General features: G+C 64.4%; 18 protein-coding genes. 9 read left to right on the forward strand and 9 right to left on the reverse strand.

The features are described from left to right. The first annotated feature begins 40 nt into the window (after positions 1–40). A complete protein-coding gene (gene der / locus FJ543_RS25710) occupies positions 41–1,471 on the forward strand; it encodes a ribosome biogenesis GTPase Der (protein ID WP_140878092.1) in 1,431 nt (476 codons plus the stop codon). Between the two features lie 36 nt (positions 1,472–1,507). Here der and FJ543_RS25715 read toward each other — a convergent pair whose 3' ends face one another. After that, on the reverse strand, positions 1,508–2,428 hold the full coding sequence (locus FJ543_RS25715) for a LysR substrate-binding domain-containing protein (RefSeq protein WP_140878094.1): 921 nt from the start codon (positions 2,426–2,428) through the stop codon (positions 1,508–1,510). Between the two features lie 116 nt (positions 2,429–2,544). On the opposite strand from FJ543_RS25715, the gene FJ543_RS25720 reads away from it, so the two are divergent. The 7 genes from FJ543_RS25720 (at position 2,545) to FJ543_RS25750 (ending at position 8,086) form a co-directional block, all read left to right on the forward strand. Beyond that, on the forward strand, positions 2,545–3,831 hold the full coding sequence (locus FJ543_RS25720; RefSeq protein WP_140878096.1) for an MFS transporter: 1,287 nt from the start codon (positions 2,545–2,547) through the stop codon (positions 3,829–3,831). A gap of 144 nt (positions 3,832–3,975) precedes the next feature. Continuing rightward, on the forward strand, positions 3,976–5,157 hold the full coding sequence (locus FJ543_RS25725; protein WP_140878098.1) for a cell wall hydrolase: 1,182 nt from the start codon (positions 3,976–3,978) through the stop codon (positions 5,155–5,157). 257 nt (positions 5,158–5,414) lie between these two features. Further along, positions 5,415–5,816: an AtpZ/AtpI family protein gene (locus tag FJ543_RS25730; RefSeq protein ID WP_140617331.1), complete on the forward strand. Its 402-nt coding sequence runs from the start codon at positions 5,415–5,417 to the stop codon at positions 5,814–5,816. 56 nt (positions 5,817–5,872) lie between these two features. After that, complete coding sequence (locus FJ543_RS25735; protein ID WP_140617330.1) at positions 5,873–6,631, forward strand: F0F1 ATP synthase subunit A; 759 nt, start codon at positions 5,873–5,875, stop codon at positions 6,629–6,631. A gap of 66 nt (positions 6,632–6,697) precedes the next feature. Then, entirely contained in the window at positions 6,698–6,922 is a 225-nt protein-coding gene (locus tag FJ543_RS25740) for a F0F1 ATP synthase subunit C (protein WP_013896722.1), read from the forward strand. A 62-nt stretch (positions 6,923–6,984) separates the two neighbouring features. Further along, positions 6,985–7,584 (forward strand): F0F1 ATP synthase subunit B, encoded by a 600-nt coding sequence (locus tag FJ543_RS25745; protein ID WP_140617329.1) that lies wholly within the window; start codon positions 6,985–6,987, stop codon positions 7,582–7,584. A 10-nt stretch (positions 7,585–7,594) separates the two neighbouring features. Beyond that, positions 7,595–8,086, forward strand: coding sequence for a F0F1 ATP synthase subunit B (locus FJ543_RS25750; RefSeq protein WP_015318854.1), 492 nt, complete (start codon positions 7,595–7,597; stop codon positions 8,084–8,086). A 129-nt stretch (positions 8,087–8,215) separates the two neighbouring features. Here the strand turns inward: FJ543_RS25750 and FJ543_RS25755 are convergent, their stop codons facing one another. Together FJ543_RS25755 and FJ543_RS25760 are read right to left on the reverse strand one after the other, a co-directional pair. After that, a complete protein-coding gene (locus FJ543_RS25755; RefSeq protein ID WP_015318853.1) occupies positions 8,216–8,911 on the reverse strand; it encodes a ribonuclease HII in 696 nt (231 codons plus the stop codon). Positions 8,912–9,063: 152 nt separating this feature from the next. Next, positions 9,064–10,218 (reverse strand): PA0069 family radical SAM protein, encoded by a 1,155-nt coding sequence (locus FJ543_RS25760; protein WP_041163509.1) that lies wholly within the window; start codon positions 10,216–10,218, stop codon positions 9,064–9,066. 150 nt (positions 10,219–10,368) lie between these two features. Here FJ543_RS25760 and FJ543_RS25765 point away from each other — a divergent pair, with 150 nt between their 5' ends. Continuing rightward, positions 10,369–10,896, forward strand: a complete 528-nt coding sequence (locus FJ543_RS25765; protein WP_015318851.1) for a glycosyltransferase — start codon at positions 10,369–10,371, stop codon at positions 10,894–10,896. A gap of 28 nt (positions 10,897–10,924) precedes the next feature. Here the strand turns inward: FJ543_RS25765 and moaB are convergent, their stop codons facing one another. From moaB to FJ543_RS25795, 6 genes are all read right to left on the reverse strand, one after another. Next, positions 10,925–11,479: a molybdenum cofactor biosynthesis protein B gene (moaB, locus tag FJ543_RS25770; RefSeq protein ID WP_015318850.1), complete on the reverse strand. Its 555-nt coding sequence runs from the start codon at positions 11,477–11,479 to the stop codon at positions 10,925–10,927. Then, positions 11,466–12,377 carry a 4-(cytidine 5'-diphospho)-2-C-methyl-D-erythritol kinase gene (locus tag FJ543_RS25775; protein ID WP_041163508.1) on the reverse strand — a complete coding sequence of 304 codons (912 nt, stop codon included), beginning with the start codon at positions 12,375–12,377 and terminating at the stop codon, positions 11,466–11,468. Before FJ543_RS25775 ends, moaB begins: the two co-directional genes overlap by 14 nt. 17 nt (positions 12,378–12,394) lie before the next feature. Continuing rightward, positions 12,395–12,580, reverse strand: a complete 186-nt coding sequence (locus FJ543_RS25780; RefSeq protein ID WP_015318848.1) for a membrane protein — start codon at positions 12,578–12,580, stop codon at positions 12,395–12,397. A gap of 82 nt (positions 12,581–12,662) precedes the next feature. Beyond that, positions 12,663–13,526, reverse strand: a complete 864-nt coding sequence (locus FJ543_RS25785) for a S49 family peptidase (RefSeq protein WP_140823537.1) — start codon at positions 13,524–13,526, stop codon at positions 12,663–12,665. Positions 13,527–13,603: 77 nt separating this feature from the next. Then, positions 13,604–14,404 carry a methyltransferase gene (locus FJ543_RS25790; protein WP_015318846.1) on the reverse strand — a complete coding sequence of 267 codons (801 nt, stop codon included), beginning with the start codon at positions 14,402–14,404 and terminating at the stop codon, positions 13,604–13,606. Beyond that, positions 14,404–14,628: a DUF2007 domain-containing protein gene (locus FJ543_RS25795; protein WP_015318845.1), complete on the reverse strand. Its 225-nt coding sequence runs from the start codon at positions 14,626–14,628 to the stop codon at positions 14,404–14,406. The genes FJ543_RS25790 and FJ543_RS25795 overlap by 1 nt, the downstream gene beginning before the upstream one ends. Positions 14,629–14,694: the final 66 nt, after the last annotated feature.

Consider the following 14,694-nt stretch of genomic DNA (forward strand, 5'->3'; position numbering starts at 1 on the left):
CGGTTTGGCACCACGACATGCGTGGAAGATGTAGGGTCGGATGACATTCAAAGTCGCCATCATCGGCAGACCTAACGTCGGCAAGTCGACGCTTTTCAATCGGCTGGTGGGAAGAAAGCTGGCGCTTGTCGACGACACGCCGGGCGTCACCCGCGACCGCCGCGTCCACGCCGCCAAGCTTTACGATCTGCATTTCGATGTCATCGATACCGCGGGCTTCGAGGACGCCGGCGCTTCGACCTTGCCGGGCCGCATGCGCGCGCAGACCGAAATCGCCATCCGCGAGGCGGATCTGATCTTTTTCACCATCGACGCCAAGTCCGGCCTGCTGCCGGATGACAGGACCTTTGCCGAGATCGTGCGAAAATCCGGAAAGCCGGTCGTGCTGGTCGCCAACAAGGCCGAGGCGAAGGGCGCCCAGGGCGGCATGCTGGAGGCCTGGGAACTTGGCCTTGGCGAACCGATCCCGGTTTCTGCCGAGCACGGCCAGGGCATGCCCGACCTGCGCGACGCCGTGATCGAAGCGCTCGGCGAGGCGCGCGCCTTCGGTGAAGACGAGGATACAGACGACGAAGACGCCGCCGCCAGCGAGGTGCTGATCGGCGAGGACATCGCCGATCCGGACGCCGAGCCATCCTATGACGACACCAAGCCGATGCGCATCGCCGTCGTCGGCCGGCCGAACGCCGGCAAATCGACGCTGATCAACGCGCTGATCGGCGAGGAGCGGCTGCTGACCGGACCGGAAGCCGGCATCACCCGCGATTCCATTTCGGTCGACTGGGACTGGCGCGGCCGCCGCATCAAACTGTTCGACACCGCCGGCATGCGCCGCAAGGCCAGGATCCACGAAAAGCTGGAAGTGATGTCGGTGCAGGATGGCCTGCGCGCCATCCGTTTCGCCGAGATCGTCATCATCGTACTCGACGCCACCATTCCCTTCGAAAAGCAGGACCTGCAGATCGCCGATCTGATCATCCGCGAGGGCCGGGCACCGGTGATTGCCTTCAACAAATGGGACTTGATCGACAACCCGCAGGAACTGTTGGCCGAACTGCGCGAGAAGACCGAGCGGCTGTTGCCGCAGGCGCGCGGCATCCAGGCCGTGCCGGTCTCGGCCGAGACCGGACGCGGCCTGGACAAGCTGATGGATGCGGTGTTGAAGACGCACAAGGTCTGGAACAGCCGTGTTTCGACCGGCAAGCTCAACCGCTGGCTTGAAGCCATCCTGACGCATCACCCGCCGCCTGCGGTCGCCGGGCGCCGGCTGAAGGTCAAATACGTCACCCAGGCCAAGACCCGGCCGCCGGGCTTCGTGGTCCAGTGTTCGCGGCCGGACGCGATGCCGCAAAGCTATGTCCGTTATCTCTCCAACAGCCTGCGCGAAGCCTTCGACATGCCGGGCGTACCGATCCGCATCGCGCTGCGCACTTCGGACAATCCGTTCGCCGGCCGTGCGAAGAAGCGTTGACGATAGGGTGGCAACCGCCTCCGCCGAGAGCTGCGGCTAAGCGACTTTCAGCAGGTTTTCTTTGATCTCGGCACCCTCGGGCAACGCTTCGAACGCCGATTGCAGCAGGATGCCGGCCAGCCGCGCCGCGACCGGATCGAGCTCGGCATCCTTCTGATGCAAATGCAGCGCCATTTTCGGCAGCGGCGGCAGTCCTAGCATTCCGGGCGCGAGCGCCCGGACATTCGCGGGCAGGCCGATATCGGTGCGGATCGTCAGCCCGAGGCCAGCCGCCACCGCCGCCCATATGCCGCCAAGGCTGGGGCTGGAGAACGCCATCCGCCAGGGCCGCCCGGCACGATCCAGCGTCTCGGTCGCCACGGTGCGCAGCAGGCAAGGCGCCTCGAACACGACCAGCTGCAGCGCCTCGCCATCGTGGGGACCTGCCTCCATCGGTTTCGCCGGGCCGATCCAGCGCGCCTGCACGTCGGCGACATGCCGGCTATACGGCAGCGTCGTGCCATCATGCCAGGCGAGCGCAATGTCGAGGGTGCCGGAGAGGACACGCTCGGCCAATTCGTGGCTGCGTCCAATCCGTGCTTCGATCCGGACCTTGGGGTGGGCGCGAGCGAAGCGACCGAGCACTTCCGGCAACACGGCCTCGCCGAAATCCTCCTGCAGGCCGAGCCGCACCCAGCCCTCCAGTTCGACGTCGCGGATCGCCAGGGCTGCCTCGTCATTGAGCTCGATCAGGCGCCGCGCATAGCCGAGCATCGTCTCGCCGGCTTCGGTCAGTGACAGGCCGCGCCCCGCCTTGCGGAAGATCGGCGTATCGGCCTGCTCTTCCAGTTTCTTCAGCTGCGCGCTGACGGCGGAGGTCGAGCGGCCAAGCCGCTCAGCTGCCCTGGCAAAACTTCCCAGTTCCATGCCGGTGACGAAAGTCCTCAGCACGTCGAGATCGAATGTGACGTGGCGCATAAGATCGTCCTTATTTTCAGGATTATCGATCAAAATCTTCCTGATTTTATGGATGAAGCTATGGCGCTATATGCCTCCCGTCAAGGCCGCTCGGCCGGCGTCACGGGAATGGAATCATGTCTGCCACCGTCATTCGCAACGATTGCCAGCTATCCGGGCGAGGCACCGCCACGACCGCGGCCGGCCGGACCTTCGGCCCCAACCACCGCTGGAAGGTCCTGGGCATCGGGGTGGCCGCGAATGCCGGGTTCTCGGCTACTTTCTCCGGCATACCGGCAACGGCGGTCGTGCTTCGCCAAGGCTATCACTTGAGCAATGCCGAGCTTGGCCTGGCGCTCGGTCTTCTTGGCCTGGGGGTTGCGCTCAGCGAGCTGCCATGGGGCCTGCTCACCGACCGCTGGGGGGATCGCCGCGTGCTTCTGGTCGGCCTCGGTGCAACGTCGGCCTGGCTGCTTGCGATGGCGATGCTCGTCGTGCCGACAAGCTCAAGCATTCCCGATGTCACGTTGCTGGCGGCAGGCCTGCTCGTCACGGGATTGCTCGGCGGCAGTGTCAATGGCTCGAGCGGCCGCGCAATCATGGCCTGGTTCCGGCAGAATGAGCGTGGTTTTGCCATGAGCATCAGGCAGACGGCGGTGCCGCTTGGCGGCGGCCTCGGCGCGCTCGTCCTGCCTTCGCTTGCCTTGGCTTTCGGTTTCGCCGCGGTGTTCGGGCTTCTGGCGGCGGCATCCGCTCTCTCCGCCCTGTTCGCCTGGCGTTGGCTGCACGAACCGCCGATGGCGGGCGACGCCGTCTCATCTGATGTTGCCGGGCCGGCACCGTTGCGCAACATCGAGGTTTGGCGCATCTCGACCGCCATCGGCCTGCTCTGCTTTCCGCAGGTGGCGGTCCTCACCTTCGCGTCGGTGTTCCTGCACGACTTCGCCGGGCTTGGCACGACGGCGATCAGCGCCAGCCTCGCCGCTGTACAGGTCGGCGCCATGGTCATGCGCGTCTGGAGCGGCCGCTTTACCGACCGCCACGGCAACCGCCGTCAATTTCTTCGCTTGTGCAGTGCGCTGAGCGCACTGGCCTTCGTGGTGCTCTGGCTGCTGGTTCTGGCCGCTGCCACGATGCCTGCCAGCCAATCCTTCCTGATCGCTGTCCTGCCCCTGGTGCTTGTCGTTGCCGGCATCTCGGTCTCCGCCTGGCACGGCGTTGCCTATACCGAGCTTGCCACGCTTGCCGGTGCAGGCCATGTCGGAACCGCACTCAGCCTTGCCAACAGCTTTGTCTTCGTCGGCTTCTTCCTGGTTCCGGTGGCCATTCCAGGGCTGCTGCACCTCTGGTCATGGCCCGGCGTGTGGCTGTCGGCAGCCGCCTGCGCCCTGGTCGCCTGGCCGATCTTCCTGCGGCGGACCTGAGCCTCCCGCCGCAAAACCGCCCGACTTCGAACCCACGACCTCTAGCCGACCGAGAAAACCTGACCGACCTCGTTAACGTCCCATCAAGGTTAATGCATCATTTTGCTCTCCAGTGGGGTCAGTTGCGTTCCTGGAGAGAGTTCCGTGCATCGACGTGTCTTGAAGCGGCTGATGGCCGCCGCCGGTGAGAAACGCAGCCTTGTGTCTCCGTTCATCATTGGTCTCGGTATCTGGATCGGCTTTCCGACCGTCGCTGCCTACCAAGACATGACCAGCCTCGTTTCCGGCCTTGAATCGCCGACCACGCGCTGGAATTCCTATGTCGAGAAATCCGTCGCCGGTTCGGTCCACGCCGCCGAGATGCCGTTCGTCGATTCCGACATCACCAGCTCGATCTCGGGTTCCGGTGTTCGCCTTCCCGGTGTCGGCGCCGTCTCGTTTCGCGGCAAGGGCGGCAAGGTCAGCGGGTCGCCCGACGAGGATCGCGTCGTGCGCGCCGACAAGAAGGGCCGCATCGTCCAGGTCTCTCCCGTGGCGCCACCGAAGAACTTCAATGCCGGCTCGATCTTCCAGCGGACCTCCTCGCTGATGCGGCCGAGCATGGACGGCGACCTGAAAATGGCCTTCGCCAAGCCGCGGATCAAAGGCAAGGAAATCCAGATCGCCGCGGCATTCCATGCGCGTGAGGACAAGAAGCCGGATCCCGGCGTGCCGGCCATGCTTGCGGCCCTGGTCAACAACGACCATCCCGATGTGCTGGCGACCGCCTATGCGCAATCCGCGCCGGACTATGCCAAGGCCTCGCCCTTTGAAGCCCTGCTTCAGGATGAAGAGCCCAACAGCGGCCGCTTCATTCCGCCGATGGCCAAGGGCGACCATTCATGGATCCAGAATCCGCTTCCGGCCAGCGTCTTCTCCAAGCCGGAGCAGAAGTGCCTGGCCAACGGCATTTATTTCGAGGCCCGCGGCGAAGCCGTGCGCGGTCAGGCCGCCGTCGCCCAGGTGATCCTCAACCGGGTCCGCAACCCCGCCTATCCCAATTCGATCTGCGGCGTCGTCTACCAGAACGACAGCTGGTTCAACCGCTGCCAGTTCTCCTTCGCCTGCGACGGCAGGAAGAAGCGCATCGACAATCCGGTCGCCTACAAGACCGCTCAGGATGTCGGCATGGCCGTCACCGCTGGCAAGATCTTCATTCCGGAAGTGGGATCGTCGACCCACTACTATGCCAATTACGTCCATCCCGGCTGGGCCCGCACGATGCAGAAGATGACCAAGATCGGCCTGCATATCTTCTACCGGACCTATGGTGGTGGCTGGAGCTGAACGGTCCGCCGCCCGCCCGTCTTTTCGCACGGTCGCACGGTCGATCGGAGAGACATTGTCGGGGGGATTCGCGCGGCGCATCCCGCCGATCGCAAAGGGCACGATGTCGCACCTTTATAACCCTTTGATTTTATTAGCTAAAATACACAGCGCGGAACTTCCCTCCGTGGCTTGACGGGCGCAAACCCTCTAACTATGTTGCCGGCGACTTTAGAAGCGGACGGACGGTGACGGTCTGCCCGGGCAGGGGGGTTGCGATGGCCGAGAAAAACAGGCCAGACGGAACCGGAGAAACCGGCCGCGGCAAGCAGCATGACCCCGAAATCCGCGACGACGATCTTGAGCGACGTCGGCGTGAACTTGGAGCATCGCTTGCGACAAGGCTGCCGAACCGGCTCGAGGGGAAAGACGACGCGAAACCAGTGACCGGATACGGTCAGGCGATCAAGCTATCCAGCGAGTTTATCGCCGGGGTGGTGGTAGGCGCCGGCATCGGCTGGATCATCGACCGTATGGCGGGGACATCGCCGTGGGGTCTGATCATTTTCCTGCTGCTTGGTTTTGGCGCCGGCGTGCTCAATGTCATGCGTTCAGCTGGCGTTGTGGCGGAATTCGGACAGGGCGATAAATCGCGTCCTGACCGAGACGACAGCAAATAGCCGCCCTGGCGCGGCAATGGTAATTTAGCCGTGCGCGGCATTGACGGGGTTTGAACGTGGCAGCTGACAAGGTCGATCCGATCCACCAGTTCCATATCATCAAGCTGGTTCCGATCGAGATCGGCGGCTATGATCTGTCCTTCACCAATTCCGCGCTGTTCATGGTCGCGACCGTGGTCATTGCCGCGGCCTTCCTGTACCTGACGACGTCGAGCCGCAGCCTGGTTCCCGGCCGGCTGCAGTCGGTCTCCGAAATGGCCTATGAATTCGTCGGCAACATGCTGCGCGATGCCGCCGGCACGCAGGGCATGAAATTCTTCCCCTTCGTGTTCTCGCTGTTCATGTTCGTGCTGGTCGCCAATCTGCTCGGCCTGTTCCCGTATTTCTTCACCATCACCAGCCACATCATCGTCACCTTCGGTTTGGCCATCATGGTGATTGGCACCGTGATCGTCTATGGATTCATGAAGCATGGCCTTGGCTTCCTGAAGCTGTTCGTGCCGAAGGGCGTGCCCCTCCTGATGATGGTGCTTGTCGTTCCGATCGAGGTGATTTCCTTCGTGTCGCGCCCGGTCAGCCTCTCGGTTCGTCTGTTCGCAAACATGCTCGCCGGCCACATCACGCTGAAGGTTTTTTCGGGATTTGTGGTCAGCCTCAGTGCGCTGGGTGCGCTCGGCATTGCGGGATCGATCCTGCCGCTAGCCATGGCGGTGGCGTTGACGGCGCTCGAATTGCTGGTGGCGCTGTTGCAGGCCTATGTCTTTGCGGTGCTGACCTGCATGTATCTCAACGACGCCCTCCATCCTTCGCACTAATCAGGTTTCCGGCACGACGCCGGATGGAATAGCAACGGAATTTTCAGATCCAAAGGAGTTGAACAAATGGACGCAGAAGCAGCAAAGTACATCGGCGCCGGCATCGCTTGCCTGGGCATGGGTGGCGCGGGCATTGGCCTGGGCAACATCTTCGGCAGCTACCTCTCGGGCGCGCTGCGCAATCCGTCGGCCGCCGACGGCCAGTTCGGCCGCCTGATTTTCGGCTTCGCCGTGACCGAAGCTCTGGGCATCTTCTCGCTTCTCATTGCGCTGCTGGCCCTGTTCGGCTGAGTACTGAGAAGATTGGACAGGTCGGCCGCGCAAGCGGCGGGCCTGATATCTGGGGATAGTCCATGTTCGTGACATCTGCCTTCGCGCAAGAGTCCGCGCCATCAGCCGACACCAGCCACGCTGCGACCGGAGGAGACACGCATTCCGGCACCAGCGTGCCTGCCGAAGCGCACGGCACGTTTCCGCCATTCAATCCGGAGACGTTTCCGTCGCAGCTTCTGTGGCTGGCGATCACGTTCGGGCTGTTCTACCTGTTCCTGAAGCGGGTCGTGATGCCGCGCGTCGGCGGCATCATCGATGTCCGCAACGACCGCATCAGCCAGGATCTCGACCAGGCGGCCAAGTTGAAGGGCGAGGCCGACGCCGCCGTTGCCGCTTACGAACAGGAACTGGCGGAAGCCAAGAAGAACGCGAACTCGATCGGCCAGCAGGCCAGCGATGCGGCGAAGGCGGAAGCCGACACCGCGCGCAAGAAGATCGAGGCCGCGCTCGATGAGAAGCTTGGCGAGGCCGAGGCACGCATTTCTTCCATCAAGGCCAATGCCATGAAGGAAGTCGGCAGCATCGCCGAGGATACCGCTTCGGCGATCGTCGAGGCACTCGTTGGCGGCAAGGCCAGCAAGGCCGAGATCGCGGCCGCGGTCAAATCCGTGGCCCGGTGAGGAGCGCATCATGGACGCTACATCTCTCGCAACGCTCTGGGCCACGATTGCCCTGATCATCTTCCTGGCCATCGCCATCTACATCAAGGTGCCCGGCATGATCGCCAAGGCGCTCGACGCCCGCGCCGCCAGGATCAGCAGTGAGCTCGACGAGGCCCGCAAGCTGCGCGACGAAGCCCAGCAACTGCTCGGCCAATACAAGAAGAAGCGCAAGGAAGCCGAGCAGGAGGCCGCCGACATTGTAGCGGCCGCCAAGCGTGAGGCCGAACTGCTGGCTGCCGACGCCCACAAGAAGACCGAGGACTACGTTGCCAGGCGCACCGCGCTTGCCGAGCAGAAGATCGGCCAAGCCGAGCGTGACGCGGTTGCCGAAGTGCGGGCCAGCGCCGTCGATATAGCCGTCGAGGCGGCACGCGCATTGCTCGCCGCCAAGGTTGACGCCAAGGCCGGAGCCGACCTGTTCAGGTCCGCGCTGCAGGATGTGAAGGCCAAGCTGAACTGAGCGTTCTTCAGTCGCTGACACGAAGCCGCCCGGGCAACCTGGCGGCTTTTTTGTTTGGGAGAAAGCGGCGCGTCAAAGCGGCCAATCTCCGCCCTCGTGGGGAAGATCGGAATTGCCACTGCCGTCGCCTTACTCCAGCCCGGCCAAGCTCTCTTCCTCAACCACTTCAGTCCCGCCCAGCCGGAACGGCGCAAACGAGGTGCGATGCAGCCGAGCCACTGGCCCATGCGCCTCGATCGCCGTGCGGTGCCGGACCGTGGCGTAGCCCATATGGACTTCGAAGCCGTAGCGGCCGTGATGGTTGCCGCAGCCGCGCATCATGCGGTCGCGCATGACCTTGGCGACGATCGAGGCTGCGGCGATCGATTGGGAGCGCTGGTCGCCCTTGATCAGCGCGCGCCCCTCGCAGGGCAATCCCGGCGGCACGTCGCGCCCATCCGCGAGCGCGAGCTTAGCCTGCACCGGCAGCCCGACCAGTGCGCGGCGCATCGCTTCGAGGCTCGCCTTGAGGATGTTGGTGCCATCAATGCCCTCGGCGCTGATCGACGCCATCGAGACGCCGAGAGCGGAGCCGATGATGTGCAGGAACAGCGCTTCGCGCTGCAGGTGGCTAAGCCGCTTGGAATCGTCGAGACCCTCGGGAATATTGGCGGGGTCGAGCACCACTGCCGCCGCGACCACGGGACCCGCGAGCGGGCCGCGGCCGGCTTCGTCCATCCCGGCGACCGGCCACAAACCATCGGCCATCGCCTTCGTCTCGAAGGAGAAATCGGGTTTCTCGACGATTTCGAAGAGAGGCGGAGAATCAGAACGCGCGCGAGCCATGTTGCGGCGAGGTTCGCATCGGCTCCGATTCTCCGCAAGTCCCTCCGGGTCGGGTGGGGCGCCGGACCGGGAGGGCACCGTCTGCAGGCCGGGGCAGGCCGGACGGGATTTCTTTGCCACGGCGGCAATGAACAGCCGAGGCGATTTTCGGTTCAGAGCAGCATCAACTGCTCCTGGTCCTTGCCGGCAGCGACGAACTGGTCGGTCCGCAGCGTACGCCGCTCGGCATTAAGGCCGAGCCGCTTTGCGGTGATTTCGAAGCGCCGGCCGATCTGCCAGGCATAGGGTCCGGCGCCCTTCATGCGCTTGCCCCATTCCGAATCGTAGTCCTTGCCGTCGCGCATCGAACGGACCAGCGACATGACGTGGCGATAGCGGTCGGGATAGTGGCGCAGCAGCCAGTCCTTGAAGATCGGGCTGACCTCCAGCGGCAGGCGCAGCACCACATAGCCGGCTTCGCGCGCCCCGGCATGGTGCGCCGAGTCGAGGATGCGTTCCATCTCCTGGTCGGTCAGGCCCGGAATGATCGGCGCCACCATCACCGAAGCGGGGATACCGGCATCCGAAAGCTGCCTGATCGCCTCCAGCCGCTTGGTCGGCGTCGATGCCCGAGGTTCCATCGTCCTGGCCAGCATGCGGTCAAGCGTCGTCACCGACAGCGCCACCTTGGCCAAGCCCCGCTCCGCCATGCGCGACAGAATGTCGATGTCGCGCACGACCAGGGCTGACTTGGTGACGATGCCGACCGGGTGGCCGCGCGCCTCCAGCACTTCGAGGATTTCGCGCATGATCCGGTACTGCTTCTCGATCGGCTGGTAGGGATCGGTGTTGGTGCCGATGGCGATGGTGCGCGGCTGGTAGCCATCCTTTGACAATTCCTTGTCGAGCAGGCGTGCCGCGTCGGGCTTAGCGAACAGCTTGGATTCGAAGTCCAGGCCCGGCGACAGGCCCATGAACGAGTGTGTCGGCCGCGCGAAGCAATAGACGCAACCGTGTTCGCAGCCGCGATAGGGATTGATCGACCGGTCGAAGGAGATGTCGGGCGATTCGTTGCGGGTGATGATGGTGCGCGGCTTTTCCACCTGCACCTCGGTCTTGAAGGGAGGAAGTTCCTCCAGCGAACTCCAGCCGTCGTCGAAGACATGCCGGCTGACAGGTTCGAACCGGCCGGACGGATTGATGCCTGCCGACCGGCCGCGGTTGCGGTCCGGACGGACCCGCATGCCGCTCTGCTCGATCATTGCATTGGCCATTTCGGCTCGTCCTGCTCCGAAGGCTGCAATGTCGGCTCGCATGATCGGTTCCATCTTCGCCCGCTCCCATGGACTGTCCATGTTGTGTCGAATCGCTCTGTTCATGAAATTATTCCTATTTTATCGATGAGAACAAATCAAGAACTTTCTATGGTGCGCTGCAAAAACTGGCGCCGACCAACGCTTTCCGCTATTCGGCTAATCATGCTCAGTGTTCTGATTGAAACGCACAATGACGAGGAGGGGCTCGCCCGTACGCTGGCGACGCTGATTGGCGGCGCGGTCGAGGGCGTGGTGCGTGAGGTTGTCGTCTGCGACACGGGCTCCAGTGACCAGACCCATCGCGTCGCCGAGCATGCCGGCTGCCACTATGTGGGGAGCGGGGGCATCGCCGCCGGCATCCGCCAGGCCAAGGGTGACTGGCTGCTGTTTCTCGAACCGGGTGCGAGGCTGGTGGAGGGCTGGATCGACGCCGTCGTCGCCCATACGGCCAGGCAGACAATAGCGGCCCGGTTCTCGCGGGCGCGGGGCAGCCGTCCACCGTTCCTGGCCCGGGTCTTTTCGGCAAACCGCGCGCTCGCCGACGGACTGGTGATCAGCAAGCGACAGGCGGCATCGCTGTCCAAGAATGCCGGCAGCGCCGAGGCCTTAGCGCGCGGGCTGGCGACCAGACGGCTCGACGCCGAAATCTGGCCAGCGCAGCCGAAGCAGCAGCACCGCTCTGGGGGGTGATTTTTGCAACGGCTCTGCGTGGCGTTGCTTACGACGCCGATTTGCCGCGCCGCAGATGTTCGTCCAGGCGCGGCATGATCTCGACGAAGTTACAGGGCATGTGCCGGTAATCGAGCTGTGGCTCGAGGATGCCGTCCCAGGCGTCCTTGCAGGCGCCGGGCGATCCCGGCAGCACGAAGACGAAGGTGGCGTTGACGACACCGCCGGTCGCCCGGCTCTGGATAGTCGAGGTGCCGATCTTGTCATAGGAAATGCGGTGGAACACTTCCGAAAATCCGTCCATGCGCTTTTCGAAGATCGGCTCCAGCGCCTCGGGCGTCACATCGCGTCCGGTAAAACCGGTACCGCCGGTGGTGATCACGACGTCGATGGCCTTGTCCCGCGACCACGCCAGAACGGCGTCGCGGATTTTTTCGCGGTCGTCGGTGACGATATCGCGGGCGGCCAGGATGTGGCCGGCCTTGGTAATGCGATCGGCCAGTGTCTGGCCAGATTTGTCGTCGGCCAGGCTGCGTGTGTCGGAAACAGTCAGCACCGCGATGCGCACCGGAATGAAGGCACGGCTCTCGTCAATTCTGGCCATCTCGCCCAGCCTCCGACGCCATGCTGCGCGTTGCCGCGACGAACCAGTCGGGCTGGCGGTCGCGGATCTCGGCCGCCGCGCGCTTGGCGACATTGCCGGTCTCGAACAGGCCGAAGCACGTCGCGCCCGATCCGGACATTCGTGAAAAGCCCGATCCGGCCTTATCAAGCCATGAAAGCGCCCTGCCTATGGCGGGCTGCATCGCAAGGGCTGGCCGCTCAAGATCGTTGCGGGTGATTTCCAGCCAGTTGCGCAGGCTGTGAAAATCGATGCTGCGCGGCAGCGGCGGCAGCGGCTCATTATCGCGACGGGAGAGTGCGGCGAAGATTTCCGTCGTCGAGACCGGCACGCCCGGGTTGACCAGCACGAGACCCAGTGCTGAAAAATCCGGCACCATCGACAGTTCCTCACCGATGCCGCGCGCGACCAGCGGCTTTGCCGCCAGGCACATCGGCACATCGGCGCCAAGCGAAAGACCGATCCGCGCCAGTTCGGCGCTATCGAGCTCCAGCCCCCAGCTCTCGGTCAGCCCGCGCAGCACGGCCGCCGCGTCGCTCGACCCTCCGCCCACGCCGGATGCGACCGGAAGGTTCTTTTCGAGCCTGATGCTTACCGGCGGCGTGCTCCGAACGCCGGCGGCCTGCCGCAGGGCGTCGCGGCCCTTCAGCACAAGATTGCCGCCATCGAGCGGTACGTCCGCCGCATAGCGGCCGGACACGCTGAACTCATCGGCGTCGGCCGGCGCGATCTCGATCCTGTCGCCAAAGCGCGTGAACACAGCCAGGCTTTCGATGAGATGATAGCCGTCGGCGCGCCTGCCGGTGACGTGCAAAGCTAGGTTTATCTTGGCGGGTGCGGCCCATGTCCGGACACGCTGACCCGATTCCGCAGTCTCGATTGCGAGTGAAATGAGGGTCAGTCCTTGGCCAGCCGGTATTCGCCGGTCTGCGGATCCTTGACCAGCGTTCCCATCGCGCCGTTGGCCGCCTGTTTTTCGGTGCGCCGCACCTTGGCCGTCACGCGTTCAGCCTCGCGCACGAAGGTGCGGTAACCGAAATAGGCGGCGACGCCGACGACGGCGAAAAAAATGAGCTGCGGCATGTCAAACTCCTACCACGCTGGGCCGGTAAGACCGGCCGGTCGGGTCTTTCGGGCAACCATGCTAGACGCTTTCATGGCTTTTTCAAAGCCCGAAGCGCGCCCACGATGCGCGCTCTTCCGCCGCATTGATGACGCCGCTGGCGGCAGCCGCCGCGATATCGGGCGCCGAAAAGCCCTTGCTCGAGCCGAACAGGCCAAAGCGGCCGAACAAACCGCGCGGCGCCGCCACCAGCCTGAGCTGGGTCTTCGGCCCGAAGCGGGTCTTCAGCACCGTGCGCATGTCGCCCAGCGCATCGACGAGGCCGAGCTCCAGGCCTCGCTTGCCGGTCCAGAACAGCCCGGTGAACAGGTCCGGATCGTCCGCCAGCTTCGTACCGCGGCGCTCCTTGACCAGATCGATGAAGGTCTCGTGCACTTCGAGCTGCAGCACCTTGAGCCGCTCGACGTCTTCCTTCTTCTCGGGCTTGAACGGATCGAGCACCGCCTTGTTCTGGCCGGCGGTGTGGACACGGCGCTCGATGCCGATCTTCTTCATCAGTTCCGGGAAACCGAACGAGGCCGACACCACGCCGATCGATCCGACGATGGACGACGGATCGGCGAAGATCTCATCGCCGGCGACCGCGATCATGTAGCCGCCGGACGCCGCGACATCCTCGACGAAGACCAGGACCTTTTTATTCTTCTCGATCGCAAGGTCGCGGATGCGCTTGAAGATCAGCCGCGACTGCACCGGCGAGCCGCCCGGCGAATTGATCGAGATCGCGACCGCCGGCGCCTCGAAGGAAAACGCCTTTTCGATCAGTCCGGCGGTGGAAGCAAGCGACAGGCTCGGCCGGAACTGGCCTCCGCCGGCCATGATGGTGCCGTGCAGTCGGATGACCGGAACGGTGACGACGGAGGAGCGCCAGGACTTCGGCAGCAGGCGGTTGAAAAGACGTTTCACGATGGCGTGGTCTCCGGCGATGGTTGCAGGCATGTAGGGATTTCCCGGCCAACGGCAATGTGTAGGCCGCCAACAGCTCAGTCTCCGAACAGCGAGGCGAGCCCGTTGGTGATCATTTCGCTGCGCTCGTCGGGGCCGTTGCCCGATCGCGCGTGAAGCATCAGGGGCGGACGGATGGCGAGCTTTCCTCGTGCCCCAAGTGCTGCCCGCACGATAATGCGGATTGCGGCCGCGTCCGGGCGAGGGTGCACGGCGAGCATCTCGGCTTCGCCGAAGCGGCCTGAAATCGCGTCGAGAATGGCGCCGAGCTGTTCGGGCCGGGCGATGACGGCAAGCCCGCCGCGCGGCCTGACAACCGCCGCCGCACTGCGGATCCAGCTTTCGAACAGCCCGTCCTCCATGACGTGCGCTTCCTTTCTTAGCGGCTCGGGTGTGGCGCGGTCCCGGGCGGCGTTGAAAGGCGGGTTCATGATGACGAAGTCGAAATCATTGTCGGCAAGGCCGGTGGCGGCCCGGGCGCGGCCCGACACGGTGACATCGGCGACGAGCACGGCAGCGCGATCGCTGAGGTGCGCGTTGCCCGGATGGGCAAGCGTGGCTGCCGCGAAGGCCGCCATCTCAGGCGCGCGTTCGACCAGCACAGCCTGGGCACCCGGACAGCGCGACAGCACCGCAAGACCGGCAGCACCGGCGCCGGCCCCGAAATCGGCGAGCCGTCCGCCAAACGAGGACGGTACGGATGCGGCCAGCATCATTGCATCCATCCCGGCGCGATGGCCGCCATGCTTGGGCTGCACGAGCCAGAACCGGCCGCGGTGGAACGCGTCGACCGTGTGGGCCGGCGTATCCGGGACAAGGGCGGCTGGCGCGGCCGACATTATTTCCCCCGGATCTCGTTGGCGATGCCGGCATCGGTCAGGATGCGGCGCGCGGCGTCGGCCTGGTCGGCATCGACCATGACGCGTCGCGGCAGGATACCAAGCGAGCCGTCGAGCACGCTCATGTTCTGGTCGGCGACGAAGCAGCCGATCCCGGCATCGCGCATCAGCGATTCGACAAAGGAGATGATGACGGCGTCGTTGGTGCGGATGAGCTCTATCATCGCAAGAAACTCGCAGGTTGCGGCGTGCATGTAAACGTGCGGCCGCATTCCCGCATTTCCCGGCGT

Source organism: Mesorhizobium sp. B2-5-7, assembly GCF_006440875.1.
Classification (GTDB): domain Bacteria; phylum Pseudomonadota; class Alphaproteobacteria; order Rhizobiales; family Rhizobiaceae; genus Mesorhizobium; species Mesorhizobium australicum.

What these genes read in the sequence shown, in the direction of transcription:
- FJ543_RS25795 (WP_015318845.1), bottom strand. Translation starts at nt 14,628, where the DNA reads ATGATAGAGCTCATCCGCACCAACGACGCCGTCATCATCTCCTTTGTC.
- FJ543_RS25740 (WP_013896722.1), top strand. Translation starts at nt 6,698, where the DNA reads ATGGACGCAGAAGCAGCAAAGTACATCGGCGCCGGCATCGCTTGCCTG.
- FJ543_RS25790 (WP_015318846.1), bottom strand. Translation starts at nt 14,404, where the DNA reads ATGTCGGCCGCGCCAGCCGCCCTTGTCCCGGATACGCCGGCCCACACG.
- FJ543_RS25750 (WP_015318854.1), top strand. Translation starts at nt 7,595, where the DNA reads ATGGACGCTACATCTCTCGCAACGCTCTGGGCCACGATTGCCCTGATC.
- FJ543_RS25765 (WP_015318851.1), top strand. Translation starts at nt 10,369, where the DNA reads ATGCTCAGTGTTCTGATTGAAACGCACAATGACGAGGAGGGGCTCGCC.
- FJ543_RS25720 (WP_140878096.1), top strand. Translation starts at nt 2,545, where the DNA reads ATGTCTGCCACCGTCATTCGCAACGATTGCCAGCTATCCGGGCGAGGC.
- FJ543_RS25755 (WP_015318853.1), bottom strand. Translation starts at nt 8,911, where the DNA reads ATGGCTCGCGCGCGTTCTGATTCTCCGCCTCTCTTCGAAATCGTCGAG.
- FJ543_RS25730 (WP_140617331.1), top strand. Translation starts at nt 5,415, where the DNA reads ATGGCCGAGAAAAACAGGCCAGACGGAACCGGAGAAACCGGCCGCGGC.
- FJ543_RS25760 (WP_041163509.1), bottom strand. Translation starts at nt 10,218, where the DNA reads ATGGAACCGATCATGCGAGCCGACATTGCAGCCTTCGGAGCAGGACGA.
- der (WP_140878092.1), top strand. Translation starts at nt 41, where the DNA reads ATGACATTCAAAGTCGCCATCATCGGCAGACCTAACGTCGGCAAGTCG.
- moaB (WP_015318850.1), bottom strand. Translation starts at nt 11,479, where the DNA reads ATGGCCAGAATTGACGAGAGCCGTGCCTTCATTCCGGTGCGCATCGCG.
- FJ543_RS25780 (WP_015318848.1), bottom strand. Translation starts at nt 12,580, where the DNA reads ATGCCGCAGCTCATTTTTTTCGCCGTCGTCGGCGTCGCCGCCTATTTC.
- FJ543_RS25745 (WP_140617329.1), top strand. Translation starts at nt 6,985, where the DNA reads ATGTTCGTGACATCTGCCTTCGCGCAAGAGTCCGCGCCATCAGCCGAC.
- FJ543_RS25715 (WP_140878094.1), bottom strand. Translation starts at nt 2,428, where the DNA reads ATGCGCCACGTCACATTCGATCTCGACGTGCTGAGGACTTTCGTCACC.